The sequence below is a fragment of the Acinetobacter sp. YH16032 genome, from assembly GCF_013417345.1.
In the GTDB taxonomy this organism is placed as follows: Bacteria; Pseudomonadota; Gammaproteobacteria; order Pseudomonadales; family Moraxellaceae; genus Acinetobacter.
Genome location: NZ_VPEE01000023.1, coordinates 1 through 13,698, shown reverse-complemented (window position 1 = coordinate 13,698; position 13,698 = coordinate 1). Strand labels below are relative to the sequence as shown.

13 protein-coding genes and 1 pseudogene are annotated in these 13,698 nt (G+C 40.6%); 10 read left to right on the top strand and 4 right to left on the bottom strand.

Features of this window, described 5'->3' with window-relative positions; all coding sequences use genetic code 11:
• Positions 1-28: 28 nt before the first annotated feature.
• Positions 29-796 carry a hydroxymethylpyrimidine/phosphomethylpyrimidine kinase gene (locus FTV32_RS11610; RefSeq protein WP_035268321.1) on the bottom strand — a complete coding sequence of 256 codons (768 nt, stop codon included), beginning with the start codon at positions 794-796 and terminating at the stop codon, positions 29-31.
• Between the two features lie 83 nt (positions 797-879).
• Between FTV32_RS11610 and FTV32_RS11605 the strand changes: the two genes are divergently transcribed.
• Positions 880-1,527, top strand: a complete 648-nt coding sequence (locus FTV32_RS11605; RefSeq protein WP_180028720.1) for an HAD-IA family hydrolase — start codon at positions 880-882, stop codon at positions 1,525-1,527.
• A 54-nt stretch (positions 1,528-1,581) separates the two neighbouring features.
• On the opposite strand, the gene FTV32_RS11600 is transcribed toward FTV32_RS11605, so the two are convergent.
• The gene (locus FTV32_RS11600; RefSeq protein ID WP_035268295.1) at positions 1,582-2,046 is read right to left on the bottom strand and encodes an Lrp/AsnC ligand binding domain-containing protein; all 465 of its coding nucleotides are present in this window, start codon (positions 2,044-2,046) and stop codon (positions 1,582-1,584) included.
• A 138-nt stretch (positions 2,047-2,184) separates the two neighbouring features.
• Between FTV32_RS11600 and FTV32_RS11595 the strand changes: the two genes are divergently transcribed.
• From FTV32_RS11595 to FTV32_RS11580, 4 genes and pseudogenes are all read left to right on the top strand, one after another.
• Positions 2,185-3,444: a D-amino acid dehydrogenase gene (locus tag FTV32_RS11595; protein ID WP_035268298.1), complete on the top strand. Its 1,260-nt coding sequence runs from the start codon at positions 2,185-2,187 to the stop codon at positions 3,442-3,444.
• Positions 3,445-3,490: 46 nt separating this feature from the next.
• Positions 3,491-4,594, top strand: coding sequence for an alanine racemase (alr, locus tag FTV32_RS11590; protein ID WP_180028719.1), 1,104 nt, complete (start codon positions 3,491-3,493; stop codon positions 4,592-4,594).
• A 56-nt stretch (positions 4,595-4,650) separates the two neighbouring features.
• On the top strand, positions 4,651-5,010 hold the full coding sequence (locus FTV32_RS11585; protein ID WP_035268302.1) for a RidA family protein: 360 nt from the start codon (positions 4,651-4,653) through the stop codon (positions 5,008-5,010).
• Between the two features lie 134 nt (positions 5,011-5,144).
• Positions 5,145-6,566: pseudogene (locus FTV32_RS11580) on the top strand (amino acid permease).
• A 49-nt stretch (positions 6,567-6,615) separates the two neighbouring features.
• Here the strand turns inward: FTV32_RS11580 and FTV32_RS11575 are convergent.
• Together FTV32_RS11575 and FTV32_RS11570 are read right to left on the bottom strand one after the other, a co-directional pair.
• The gene (locus FTV32_RS11575) at positions 6,616-7,068 is read right to left on the bottom strand and encodes a CopD family protein (RefSeq protein WP_035268308.1); all 453 of its coding nucleotides are present in this window, start codon (positions 7,066-7,068) and stop codon (positions 6,616-6,618) included.
• Between the two features lie 28 nt (positions 7,069-7,096).
• The gene (locus FTV32_RS11570) at positions 7,097-8,326 is read right to left on the bottom strand and encodes a beta-ketoacyl synthase N-terminal-like domain-containing protein (protein ID WP_035268310.1); all 1,230 of its coding nucleotides are present in this window, start codon (positions 8,324-8,326) and stop codon (positions 7,097-7,099) included.
• A gap of 272 nt (positions 8,327-8,598) precedes the next feature.
• On the opposite strand from FTV32_RS11570, the gene FTV32_RS11565 reads away from it, so the two are divergent.
• The 5 genes from FTV32_RS11565 to FTV32_RS11545 form a co-directional block, all read left to right on the top strand.
• Positions 8,599-10,026, top strand: a complete 1,428-nt coding sequence (locus FTV32_RS11565) for an EcsC family protein (RefSeq protein ID WP_180028718.1) — start codon at positions 8,599-8,601, stop codon at positions 10,024-10,026.
• Positions 10,027-10,197: 171 nt separating this feature from the next.
• On the top strand, positions 10,198-10,572 hold the full coding sequence (gene rpsL / locus FTV32_RS11560; protein ID WP_004648013.1) for a 30S ribosomal protein S12: 375 nt from the start codon (positions 10,198-10,200) through the stop codon (positions 10,570-10,572).
• 180 nt (positions 10,573-10,752) lie between these two features.
• Complete coding sequence (rpsG, locus tag FTV32_RS11555; RefSeq protein ID WP_004648014.1) at positions 10,753-11,223, top strand: 30S ribosomal protein S7; 471 nt, start codon at positions 10,753-10,755, stop codon at positions 11,221-11,223.
• A 131-nt stretch (positions 11,224-11,354) separates the two neighbouring features.
• A complete protein-coding gene (gene fusA, locus FTV32_RS11550) occupies positions 11,355-13,490 on the top strand; it encodes an elongation factor G (protein WP_035268315.1) in 2,136 nt (711 codons plus the stop codon).
• Positions 13,491-13,582: 92 nt separating this feature from the next.
• A partial coding sequence (locus FTV32_RS11545; RefSeq protein ID WP_244782822.1) for a GTP-binding protein occupies positions 13,583-13,698 on the top strand: 116 nt, incomplete at its 3' end.

Sequence of the window (13,698 nt, the reverse complement as noted above, 5' to 3'; positions counted from 1 at the left end):
AAAAACCCACAGTCAGTGGGCTTTTTATTTAGAAGCGTTTTGGAATTCTTTGGCCACCTTCAACTGGGATTTCAGCACGTTTTAATACACCAAATAGCCATGTTTCCGCATGGTGAACTGCATTTTTAATTTGATCACCTTGTGCCAACCTCCCTGCAATAAAACTAGCAAGAGAACAGCCTGAACCATGATACTCACCTTCAAGACGAGGACATTTTGTTTCAGAGACCATATCACCGTTGATGTAGAGTGCATTTCTAATATAAGTCGGTGTGTCTTCGTGACCACCTTTGACTAATACAGCTTTAGCACCCATTTCAAATAACTTCTGTGTAGCTTGATCTAAATCTTCACAGCCTGTTAATGCGCGAAGTTCAACGGTATTCGGTGTAAGAATCGTAGCAAGAGGAATCAATTCAACAAAAGCCTTGACCAATGTTGCTTGATTTCCTAATGAGCCACCACTATTGGCAACCAAAACTGGATCGAGTACGTATTGAAAATCAGGATGTGCTCTTAGGAATTCTGCCAAAGCGGCGATATTGTCGGTAGTGCCGAGCATGCCAGATTTCACTACTTTGATAGGAAGATCGTTCACTACAGCATTCGCTTGAGCCAGCAGTAAATCTTTTGAGGTTGCTTCAAATCCAAAAACTTGTTGAGAGTTTTGAATGGTTAACGCTGTACATGCGATTGCTGCATGAGCACCACTTTGGCCGATCGCTTCAATATCTGCTTGTAAGCCAGCACCACCAGATGGATCTAAACCAGAAAAGCACAATACAGTAGGGCGCACAACAATGTCCTTCATCGATCAATTTGGAGTAGTATAGGCAAGTTTCTGAGAAGTCTCGATAGCATTTCTAAAAAAGGTACAGCATGATTAAAAATATTCTCATTGATTTAGATGGAACGCTAACTGATCCTAAAGTGGGTATTACGACTTCTGCACGTTATGGTTTAGAAAAAGTAGGTCATCTTATCGCGGAGGATGAGAATATTGATTGGATTATTGGACCACCTTTAAAAGCCTCGTTGGCCAAAATTTTGAAGGTTGATGTGAATGATGATTTGGCGGAACAGGCTTTACTTGGTTATCGTGAACGCTTTGCTGTAAAAGGTTTATTTGAAAATTTATTATTTGAAGATGTAGCAGAGACATTGGCAACACTTAAGAACAAAGGTTACAGATTGTTTTTAGCTACTGCAAAGCCTGAGGTGTATGCCCAGAAAATTCTTGAACATTTCAATCTCATACCGTATTTTGATTATGCCTATGGCAGTGAGTTAAATGGTGACCGCACCAATAAAGCTGAACTTATTGCATATATTTTAGAGCGAGAAAAAATTAAGCCAGAAACCTGTTTAATGGTAGGGGACCGAGAGCATGACATTATCGGTGCTCGAAAAAATGGGATTGAAACGATTGCGGTGGAATACGGTTATGGCAGTGATGCAGAGTTAGCCGCTGCTGCACCCAAAGCCAGAATTCAAGCTTTCCATCAAATTTTAAATTACGTTGATTAATCTAAGCCGAAATTTGGGCTCAAGAGCAACTCTCAAGAGATTGCTCTTCGTAGCTTAGCTTAGATCCAAGTACAAGGACTCTTTGACCTCTTCCATCACGATGTAACTATGGGAGGATGCAGAGGAGGGAAGCATTTTAAGCAGGTCACCCAGTAGTTGGCGATAAGCACTCATTTCTTTTAGTCTCGCTTTCACCAAGTAATCGAATTCACCTGAAATTAAATGACACTCTAATACCTCAGGTATCTCAACTAAATTCTTGGCGACTTGATCAAAAACATCTCCAGATTTCGCCGATAACTTAATTTCTAGAAAGACGAGTAAATTACGCTCCAATAACTCCGGATTTAATCGGGCGTAATAGCCCATAATAATGCTATCTCGTTCTAGTCTTTTCACTCTTTCCGAGCATGGGGTTGTAGAAAGATTTACTTTTGCAGCCAGTTCACTAATGGCAATACGACCGTCCTTTTGCAGAATATCTAAAATCATACGATCAGTGCGATCTAATTTCCGCATGAATAATTTCCTTATTTTTTAATTTTTTCAGGATAAAACCCTTAAATTACCTAAATTATAACGATTAAAAGAGTGAAAAAAACTATTAAAGCAAAAATATACTAGTGAAATAAACTACACAGTGCTGAGGGATAGTTCATGCGCGTTATTGTATTAGGTAGTGGTGTCATTGGTGTTGCAAGTGCGTATTACCTAGCGCAACAAGGAGCAAGCGTCACTGTATTAGATCGTCAATCAGGTCCTGCCGAAGAAACGAGTTTTGGCAATGCAGGACAGATTTCTCCTGGGTATTCTACACCATGGGCCGCACCAGGAATTCCATTTAAAGCGGTTAAATGGATGTTTCAACATCATGCACCATTAGCAATTAATGTAGATGGAAGCTTGTGGCAGCTGAAATGGATGGCTCAAATGTTGAAGAACTGCAATGCGGCACATTACGCCATCAATAAAGAGCGTATGGTACGTGTTGCTGAATACAGTCGAGATTGTTTAAGAGAATTACGCGAAAATATTGGCATATCTTATGAGAATCGTTCAAAAGGAACATTACAAATTTTTCGTAAGGATGCGCAATTAGACGCAGTTCAACGAGACATTGAAGTTTTAAAAGAAACAGGTGTCGAATTTGAGTTATTAGATCGTGAAGGTCTAGGTCGAGTTGAACCTGCATTAGCGGAAGTTAAAGACAAATTAGTCGGTGGCTTACATCTTCCAAATGATGAGACTGGTGATTGCTATATCTTTACCAACGCGCTTGCTGAATATGCAAAAGGTATTGGTGTTGAGTTTAAATTTAATCAAAATGTTGAAAAACTCGTAGTTGAGGGCGACGAAATTAAAGGCGTTATTGTAGACGGTCAGGTACTCACGGCAGATCGTTATGTACTTGCCTTCGGTAGCTATTCACGAGATTTTATTAAACCATTAGGTCTAGATTTGCCCATTTATCCTGTAAAGGGATATTCATTAACTATACCTATCGTGGATGCGCAATATGCTCCTCAATCAACTGTCTTAGATGAAACTTACAAGATTGCAATAACTCGTTTTGATCAACGAATTCGTGTTGGTGGGATGGCTGAGTTAAGTGGTTTTAATAAAGAGTTAAATGAGGATCGCCGTGGCACCTTAGAGATGGTAACACGTGATTTGTTCCCAGGTGGAGATATGGCACAAGCCAGTTTCTGGACGGGACTACGACCGATGACACCAGACAGTACGCCTATTATCGGTGCGACGAAATATAAGAATCTATTTTTAAATACTGGACATGGCACGCTCGGCTGGACCATGGCATGTGGTTCTGGAAAGCTGATTAGTGATTTAGTGCTGAATCGGACTCCAGAGATTAGTACCGATGGACTTTCAATTCAACGTTATAACCACGCAGCTTAAAGGCTGCGTGGTTTGCTATTAAAAAATAAATAATAGGACAAGGAATATGTCTCGCCCAATACAGGCTGTTATTCACTTAAACGCGATCAAGCATAATTTGAAAGTTGCTAAGCAACATGTACCGAATGCCCAAGTTTTTGCTGTTGTTAAAGCTAATGCTTATGGTCATGGGATCGAGCGCATTTATTCAGCCTTAGTGGATGCAGATGGAATTGCACTTCTAGAGCTGAGTGAAGCACAACGAGTTCGAGATTTAGGTTGGAAAGGCCCAATTTTGCTTTTGGAAGGTATCTTTCAAGAAGCGGACTTACAGTTGTGTCACGATTTGGATCTTCAATTTACCGTTCATAACGAGATTCAAGTCGAATGGATTAAGCGGTTTAGTCTTGATGCTCATTTTAATATTTTTTTGAAAATGAACAGTGGTATGAACCGTTTAGGATTCCAACCTCAACGTTACCCTGAAATTTGGAGTCTGTTAACTGAATTGCCACAAGTGGCATCAATCACTCACATGACACATTTTTCTGATGCTGATGGCGAGCGCTTGAATAAGGTTGGGGTTGACTATCAAATTTCAGTATTCAATCAAATCATCAGCGTTTTAGGTGGTCCTTGTTCACTAAGTAATAGCGCAGCCATTCTTAGACATGCCAATCATGTCCACTCTAACATTGTACGTAGTGGCATTATGTTGTATGGGAGTTCACCGGATTATCCAACCCATACTATTCAAGATTGGGACTTAAAACCAACAATGTCTTTAAGAAGTGAATTGATTGCAATTCAAGAAATTAATCCTCAGCAAAGTATTGGCTATGGATCGACATTTTTTGCAGAACAAGCTATGAAAATTGGCATTGTCGCTTGTGGATATGCAGATGGATATCAACGGATTACTCAATCTGACACAACAGTGCTTGTGAATGGACAAAAAACTTCTTTGATTGGTCGTGTAAGTATGGACATGCTAGCTGTTGATATCACGCATATTGAAGATGCAAAAATTGGCAGTGAAGTCGTACTGTGGGGCGTCTCAAAGTACGGAAGTTTGTTACCGATTGATGAGGTCGCTGCAGGAGCGAGTACTGTGGGATATGAGTTAATGTGTGGCGTAACGACGCGGGTTCCATTTGTTCTAGAAATTTAATGTTAAAAATTCAACGATCAACACTAGGATCGATACTGAGTAATCAAGGAATTAATATGCAAAATCAGGATATTCAAAAATTCAATAGTAATGGCGTGATGAGTGCAGTTACAGTCTTTAATCAAGTGGCTTATCTTTCTGGTCAAGTACCTAAGATTACGACGCCTGATATCGCCTTACAAACGAAAGATGTGCTGAATACGATCGACGCTCTTTTGGCTCAAGTAGGCACAGATAAATCTCGTTTATTGTCAGCACAAGTTTTCGTGAAGAATTTGGAAGATTTTCAAATCTTCAATCAAATTTGGATTGAATGGATGGAGGATTCAATACCACCATCACGAGCAACCATTCAGGCTGACCTCGTTAATCCAGAATGGTTAATTGAAATCGCAGTGATTGCTGCATTGAAATAACTGAATATAAGTAAGACTTCACGAGGAAGAGTCATTTATGGCTCCTCTCATAATAACAAAATCTCTTGAATCTCAGTTTGAAGCGGAATTTAGGCTGATCGATTAGATTAGATGGTGTAAAAGGATGTTGAATAATGACAACCACAAATATTGATGAACAATCATCTCCCAATGAATTACAGCGTAAGCTTTCAAATCGACATTTACAACTCATCGCCATCGGTGGAGCGATTGGTACAGGGTTGTTTATGGGCTCAGGAAAAACGATTTCACTTGCAGGACCTTCAATCATCATCATTTATATGATTATTGGTGCCATGTTTTTTTTCTTGATGCGTGCCCTTGGTGAAATTCTTTTATCTAATCTGCACTACAAATCATTTATTGATATGGCACATGATCTCATTGGACCAGGTGCAGGGTATTATATTGGTTGGTCCTATTGGCTGGGATGGATTTTGGTCGGTATTGCTGATTTAGCAGCAATTATCAATTATCTCAGTTTTTGGTTACCTCCAGATCAAATGTTTACCCCAATGGGGCAAGCAGCGATTAGTGCAGGATGTGTCTTATTCATACTCGCAATTAACTTAGTCACTGTAAAACTTTTTGGTGAAATTGAGTTTTGGTTTGCATTAATCAAAATTCTAGCCATTATTGGATTGATCTTGGTGGGAGCCTTCATGGTGTTTACGAGTTTTCAGTCACCAAGTGGTGCTGTTGCAAGCTTCAGTAACATTTGGTCTCATGGTGGAATGTTCCCGAAAGGAACCATGGGCTTTTTGGCAGGCTTTCAAATCGCAATGTTTGCCTTTGTTGGTGTAGAGTTACTCGGGACGATGGCTGCGGAAACCAAAGATCCTGAAAAAAATTTACCAAAAGCGGTTAATGCTATTCCGACACGTATTATTATTTTCTATGTGCTTTCGTTGATCATGATTATGTCTGTGACACCTTGGATCAATATCCCAGCAGATCAAAGTCCATTTGTCACATTATTCTTATTTGCGGGTATTGGTTCAGCTGCTGTGATTATGAACCTAGTGGTTTTGTCTTCTGTGATGTCTTCCATGAACAGTGGTGTCTTTTCTACCAGTCGAATGTTATTTGGATTGGCCCGTGACGGCCAAGCCCCTCAAAAGCTAGCAGAACTTTCAAGTCGTGCCGTACCTGCTAAGGGATTAATCTTTTCATGTACATTTATTATGGCCGGTGCAGCATTTCAGTATTTTGTGCCAAATACGATGGAAGCTTTTACATTAGCAAGTTCGCTGTGCGTGATTCTTTTCATTAGTATTTGGGCGATTATCATGGTGTGCTATATACGCTAACGTAAATTGCGACCTGAGCTACATGAAAAGTCGAATTTTAAAATGCCGGGTGGAGTGGTAATGTCATACGTTGTATTGGCATTTTTGCTATTTGCATTAATCATTTTAAGTTTAGAGCCAGACACGCTGAAAGCTTTGATGATTAGTCCAATCTGGTTAATTCTGTTGGCTGTAACATATCGTGTTCTTTATAAACCACGTATGCGTAAGCGTAACCATAATTAATTTTTAGAGAAAGAAAAAACCTCCACGAATGGAGGTTTTTTTATATTCCTTAGAATGTAGGTTTGACCACAACTAAAATCACAACTGCAAACAAGATCAATGTGGGCATTTCGTTGAAATAGCGCCAGAACTTATGACTTTTATAGTGTGCATTATCAATGAGTTTTTTACGGTAATATCCACACATTAGGTGGTATATGACCAGTAATCCGACTAAACCAACTTTTAAATAAAACCATAAAGCTTCATGATAATGTCGAGTTGCATCACCCCAGTCCACTAAAAAATGTGCAGTGATCAATGTTGCGATCATCGCAGGCCACATAATGCCACGATAAAGCTTACGTTCCATGACTTCAAAGCGTTGATGACTTATGGCATCGTCACTCATCGCATGATAAACATAAAGCCGTGGTAGATAGAACAAAGCAGCGAACCAACATACCACAGCAATAATATGTAATGCTTTTACCCATAGGAAAGCATCTGAAGGAGCATCCATCTAATCACCCATTATGGGCGGAATTAAATTAGCCTTCCCATTTCTTGAAAATGAGGCAGGCATTTACGCCGCCGAAACCAAAACTGTTACTCATTACAGTATTCAGTTTTGTATCGCGTTTTTCAAGTACGATATCAAATGGTTTTGCACCTTCATCAAGCTCAGTAACGTTGATATTTGGTGCAATAAAGTCATTCTGCATCATGAGAATAGAGTAAATCGCTTCTTGTACACCTGCAGCGCCTAAGCTATGACCTGTCATAGATTTTGTTGAACTTAAAGGTGGTACTTGACCTTCACCGAATGCGCGTTCCATTGCTTTCAATTCAGTCACATCACCAGCTGGTGTAGATGTGCCGTGTGTATTTACATAATCAATTTTTTCAACACCATGCTGTTTTGCTTCATCAAGTGCCATCAAGATGCAACGTGTTGCACCTTCACCTGATGGTGCGACCATATCAGCACCATCAGAGTTGGCTGCATAGGCAACGACTTCAGCAAGAATATTTGCACCGCGCGCTTGAGCATGCTCAAGAGATTCAAGTACCACGAAACCACCGCCGCCAGCAATGACAAAACCATCACGATCAGCAGAGTAAGGGCGAGAAGCGGTTTCTGGTGAGTCATTATATTTTGAGCATAAAGCACCCATTGCATCAAATAATAGGCTTTGTGACCAATGGTCTTCTTCACCACCACCAGCGAGCATTAGATCCTGTTTGCCAAGTTGAATCAGGTTGTATGCGTAACCAATGGCATCAGCTGAGGTTGCACAAGCACTTGTAATAGAGTGAGCGATACCTTGTAATTTGAATGCCACACCAACGTTAGCTGTAATAGTATTTGACATATTGCGTGGAACAAAGAAAGGGCCAATTTTACGTGCGCCTTTCTCTTCAAGAAGTTCAATCATTTCAGCGACAGAAGCTGTAGAGTTGCCGCCTGAACCACCCGCAATCCCATAACGAGGATTGCCCGCAAGATCTTCAGCGGTTAGACCCGCATTTTCAACCGCAGCGACTGCAGCGTTATAGGCATACATCGCACATACACCCATGAAGCGTTTCAGTTTACGGTCAATACCGTCAAAATTTTGTTCTGCTGCAGCACTAACATGACTTTTAAAATTAAGTTCAGCATAAGTTGGGTTAAAACGTGTGCCTGAAATACCATTTTGTAAGGCATGATTTACATCTTCTAATGTATTACCAATGCATGAGTTAATGCCCATACCAGTGATTACAACACGTTTCATTTACAATTCCCTATTATGGTGAAGTCATTTTATGGAAAAATTCACATCGATTTGATTGGATGTAAAAGACCATAAGATCTTGTCAAAAATTCGTATCATGATATCAGAATCTATTTTAAATTCTTATGGCAAATCAATATCGCAGCGTTAAAACGCTTATTGGCAGATATGTTCACTATATTGCAACCGAATAAAACACGATAAAGTTGAGATAACTCTTGACTGCACATAGAATTTTAAACATAAGTGATAAATGCGAAGGAGGGTTGTAAATGGCAAATTCTAATAATAAGCAATCTAGCGGACTGGTATCAAAAGCATTTGGAGTGGCTAAAAAGCTCAGTGCTACTGGATTTGAACTGGCACAACATGTTGCACCAGGATCAATTGCGAAATTGACGCAACAACCTGATCCACAAAAAATTATTGACATAACTTTAGATGAGAGAAAAATGACTGAACAAAAAAAGTACGAAACCCCTCAACAATTATTTCGTGATCATGTCCCTCAAATTTCTCAAAAAATTTTTGGTCGTCATTACAGTAAATTAAATAATGTTGCTTCTTTTATCTCTCCGGACTTAAACAACAAAGTTGCAGATTATTTTTTTGATAAATTAAATGATTTTGTTTCTGAGTTAAGTTCAGTTGAGCATGTATTAAAGGAAGTTGGTGCAAAAAGCTTGGATGAACTTAAATCAAGCCCTGATCGTGCGAATCGTATCGGTGAAGCATTAGCCAATCAAAATAAGTTGATTGCAGCGGTTCAGGGGGCAGTGTCTGGTGCGACAGGCGTAGTTGGTACGGCCATCGATATTCCTTTCTCGTTGGCATTTACGTTGCGTAGTATTTACCAAGAAGGGCGCGCGCACGGTTTTGAACTTAATCATCGTCAAGAGCAAGAGATCGTTGAGTATGTATTCAAACAAGTCGATTTAGGTGTTATTGCGGAAAAGCAAACACTTTTAGTGGCATTAAGAACAGTCGCAAATTTATTGGAAACACAAGATACTCATCAGCTACAAACCCTATTGGGCTCTAGTAACGACTTCACGGCTTTAAAAAATTGGCTGAGTAATCCTGAAGGTGGTTATAAATGGAATTGGTTGAATCAGATTCCTCAAATTTCAATTTTATCTAAATTAGCACCTGTGGCTGGTGCTGGTATTGGTGCAGTATATAGCTGGCGTTTGGTGGAAGAGGCTCATTCTAAAGCTAGAGCTGTTTTTTCAGGAGCACAGCAGTACATTCTCCAACATCCAGATGAGCAGGTATCTGTTCAGGAGGCCTTTGAGCGCGGTACAGAATTATTAAAGCAATCTTCACTCGCATTGAATTCCACAGTGTCAATCAATAATGAGTTAGTGGTTGAGGTTGAAGAGTTTGCAAAAAAACTTGAAGGAGAAGAGTCTATTCAAGTTGATGAGTCTGCAGTTCATAATGATTCAATTTCAGCAATTAAAATTGAAGCAAAATCTGCCGAGTCTGAAAAAGAAGAAGCGGTCAGTGTTGAGGATGGTCTTAAGGCCTTAGCTGAAAAACATGTGGAATCGGCTTCTAATGAAAGTGTTCAAGACGCTGATAAAGACCAGCCTCAAGGCGAACCTGTTGTGCAGGTAAAAGCGCCCCCTAAGCGTCGTAATTCAAAAAAGAAAGACGAAGCAGCAAACTCACTACCTACGTCACAGAAAAAACAATAAATTTAGTTATGAATGGTTGATCAAATCATTCTGAAAATTTCGTTGTAAGCACACAATGGTCAATATTTGATGTCATGTTGAATGTTGACCATTTTTACTTCTTGGCTTACAATTGCATGCCCTCAAAAAGTAGTATTTTTTGGGGCTTTTTATTAACGGGAGAATTGCCACATGGCAACAACAAATCAGTTGATCCGTAAGGGTCGTACGACTTTGATTGAAAAATCAAAAGTTCCTGCGTTGAAGGCTTGTCCACAACGTCGTGGTGTTTGTACACGTGTTTACACAACTACACCTAAAAAACCTAACTCAGCAATGCGTAAAGTTTGCCGTGTTCGCTTAACTTCAGGTTTTGAAGTATCTAGCTATATCGGTGGTGAAGGCCATAACCTACAAGAGCACAGTGTTGTTCTTATCCGTGGTGGTCGTGTTAAAGACTTACCAGGTGTACGTTACCATACCGTTCGTGGTTCTTTAGACTGTGCTGGTGTTAAAGATCGTAACCAGTCTCGTTCTAAATACGGTACTAAGCGTCCTAAGAAATAATCTAACTAGATCATTTTCTTAAACGTATAGAACTGCAATCCTTTATCGTCTCGCTTGTCTGATTTCTGCATTTAATTTTGTGAAATTCAAGCGACGTGTAGTAAGGCCAGCGAATAGTACATGACACTTTGTACTGCTGCTGGATAAACCTGAAGTGTCATATTTATAGGTAGTATTAAAATGCCAAGACGTCGCGTAGTCGCTGCTCGTGAAATCCTTCCGGATCCTAAGTTCGGCAGCCAAACAATCGCTAAGTTCATGAACCACGTAATGCAAGATGGTAAAAAATCTATTGCTGAAAGTATCGTTTACGGTGCTTTAGACCGCGTTCAAGAAAAATCTAAAGTAGACCCAGTTGAATTTTTCGAGACTACTCTTGAAAAAGTTCGTCCTATGGTCGAAGTAAAAGCACGCCGTGTTGGTGGTGCTACATACCAAGTTCCTATGGAAGTACGCCCATCCCGTCGTACTGCTCTAGCGATGCGTTGGTTAGTAGATGCTGCTGCTAAGCGTTCTGAAAAAACTATGGCGTTACGCCTTGCTGGTGAGTTGCTTGACGCAGCTGAAGGTAAAGGTTCAGCGATCAAGAAACGTGAAGATGTGCATCGTATGGCTGAAGCCAACAAAGCCTTCTCTCACTACCGTTTCTAAGCGGATAAAACAGCCCCTATTCAGGAGGGTGGTAAGTCGGGTTTCACTGATTTGTCATCGAATCGCTTTAAGCTGCTCAGCAGCTTAAAGCGTCCTGTTTTAAACAACAAAATTTAGGAATGCAAGAAATCATGGCTCGTCAAACCCCAATTTCTCGTTACCGTAACATTGGTATCTCAGCACACATTGATGCTGGTAAAACAACGACTTCTGAACGTATTTTGTTCTACACAGGTGAGAGCCACAAACTAGGTGAAACTCACGAAGGTTCAGCAACAACTGACTGGATGGAACAAGAGCAAGAACGTGGTATTACCATTACTTCAGCAGCAGTAACTTGCTTCTGGAAAGGTATGGGTAACCAGTTCGAACAACACCGTATTAACGTAATTGACACACCGGGACACGTTGACTTCACGATCGAAGTTGAGCGTTCTATGCGTGTTCTTGACGGCGCGTGCATGGTTTACTGTGCTGTAGGTGGTGTACAACCTCAGTCAGAAACTGTATGGCGTCAAGCAAATAAATATAAAGTACCTCGTATTGCGTTCGTTAACAAAATGGACCGTACTGGTGCAAACTTCTTCCGTGCTGTTGAACAAGTAAAAACACGTCTTGGTGGTAATCCAGTGCCAATCGTGATTCCTGTTGGCGCAGAAGAAAACTTCCAAGGTGTAGTAGACCTTATCGAAATGAAAGCGATTATCTGGGATGAAGCATCTCAAGGTATGAAGTTTGAATACGGTGAAATTCCTGCTGACCTTGTTGAGCTTGCTCAAGAATGGCGTACGAACATGGTTGAAGCTGCTGCAGAAGCATCAGAAGAACTCATGGATAAGTACCTAGAAGAAGGTGATTTGACTAAAGAAGAAATCATCGGTGGTCTTCGTGCACGTACATTGTTGAATGAAATTCAACCAATGCTTTGTGGTTCAGCGTTCAAAAACAAAGGTGTTCAACGTATGTTGGATGCTGTTATTGAATTCTTACCAGCACCTACTGACGTTGAAGCAATTAAAGGTATCTTAGACGACAAAGATGAGACAGAAGGTTCTCGTGAAGCGTCTGATGAAGCACCGTTTGCTGCGCTTGCGTTCAAAATTATGAACGACAAATTCGTTGGTAACTTGACATTCGTTCGTGTTTACTCAGGTGTTCTAAAAGCTGGTAGTGCAGTTTATAACCCTGTTAAATCTAAACGTGAACGTGTTGGTCGTATTGTACAGATGCACGCTAATGACCGTCATGACATCGAAGAAATTCGTGCGGGCGATATCGCGGCATGTGTAGGTCTTAAAGATACGACTACAGGTGATACACTTTGTGATGAAAACAACGTGATCACATTGGAGCGTATGGAATTCCCAGAGCCAGTAATTGCACTTGCAGTTGAACCTAAAACTAAAGCTGACCAAGAAAAAATGTCAGTTGCTTTGGGCCGCTTGGCGAAAGAAGATCCATCATTCCGCGTTCGTACTGATGAAGAATCTGGTCAGACTATTATTGCTGGTATGGGTGAGCTTCACCTTGACATCATCGTTGACCGTATGAAGCGTGAATTCGGTGTTGAAGCGAACATTGGTAAACCAATGGTTGCTTACCGCGAAACGATTAAAAAATCTGTTGAGCAAGAAGGTAAGTTTGTTCGTCAAACTGGTGGTAAAGGTAAATTCGGTCACGTATATGTACGTTTAGAGCCAATGGATCCTGAAGCTGGTAAAGACTACGAGTTCGCTGAAGAAGTTGTTGGTGGTGTTGTACCTAAAGAATTCTTTGGTGCTGTAGACAAAGGTATTCAAGAACGTATGAAGAATGGTGTCCTAGCTGGTTACCCAGTTGTTGGCATCAAAGCGACATTGTTCGATGGTTCTTACCATGATGTCGACTCTGACGAATTATCGTTCAAAATGGCGGGTTCTTACGCATTCCGTGATGGTTTCATGAAAGCAGATCCTGTTCTTCTTGAACCTATCATGAAAGTTGAAGTAGAAACTCCAGAAGACTACATGGGCGATATCATGGGTGACTTAAACCGTCGTCGTGGTATGGTTCAAGGTATGGACGATTTACCTGGCGGTACTAAAGCAATCCGTGCTGAAGTTCCACTTTCTGAGATGTTCGGTTACGCAACACACATGCGTTCTATGTCTCAAGGTCGTGCGACTTACTCTATGGAATTTGCTAAATATGCTGAAACTCCACGTAACGTGGCTGAAGGCATCATTGCTAAGTTCCAAGCTGGTGGTAAAAAAGGTGACGACGAGTAATCTTTCGATTACTATAAGCCCAACTAATTCATAGTTTAAAACCAAGTGCTCATGGAGTGATCCTCCATGAGTAGTTTAAAAAGGAAGATCTCATGGCTAAGGCTAAGTTTGAACGTAATAAGCCACACGTTAACGTGGGCACAATCGGTCACGTTGACCATGGTAAAACAACTTTAACTGCTGCTATCGCAACTGTATGTGCGAAGAA

Excerpts from the sequence above, each read along its gene's own strand:
- FTV32_RS11595 (WP_035268298.1), top strand. The coding sequence starts at position 2,185 with ATGCGCGTTATTGTATTAGGTAGTGGTGTCATTGGTGTTGCAAGTGCG.
- FTV32_RS11575 (WP_035268308.1), bottom strand. The coding sequence starts at position 7,068 with ATGGATGCTCCTTCAGATGCTTTCCTATGGGTAAAAGCATTACATATT.
- alr (WP_180028719.1), top strand. The coding sequence starts at position 3,491 with ATGTCTCGCCCAATACAGGCTGTTATTCACTTAAACGCGATCAAGCAT.
- rpsL (WP_004648013.1), top strand. The coding sequence starts at position 10,198 with ATGGCAACAACAAATCAGTTGATCCGTAAGGGTCGTACGACTTTGATT.
- fusA (WP_035268315.1), top strand. The coding sequence starts at position 11,355 with ATGGCTCGTCAAACCCCAATTTCTCGTTACCGTAACATTGGTATCTCA.
- FTV32_RS11600 (WP_035268295.1), bottom strand. The coding sequence starts at position 2,046 with ATGCGGAAATTAGATCGCACTGATCGTATGATTTTAGATATTCTGCAA.
- FTV32_RS11570 (WP_035268310.1), bottom strand. The coding sequence starts at position 8,326 with ATGAAACGTGTTGTAATCACTGGTATGGGCATTAACTCATGCATTGGT.
- rpsG (WP_004648014.1), top strand. The coding sequence starts at position 10,753 with ATGCCAAGACGTCGCGTAGTCGCTGCTCGTGAAATCCTTCCGGATCCT.
- FTV32_RS11565 (WP_180028718.1), top strand. The coding sequence starts at position 8,599 with ATGGCAAATTCTAATAATAAGCAATCTAGCGGACTGGTATCAAAAGCA.
- FTV32_RS11605 (WP_180028720.1), top strand. The coding sequence starts at position 880 with ATGATTAAAAATATTCTCATTGATTTAGATGGAACGCTAACTGATCCT.
- FTV32_RS11585 (WP_035268302.1), top strand. The coding sequence starts at position 4,651 with ATGCAAAATCAGGATATTCAAAAATTCAATAGTAATGGCGTGATGAGT.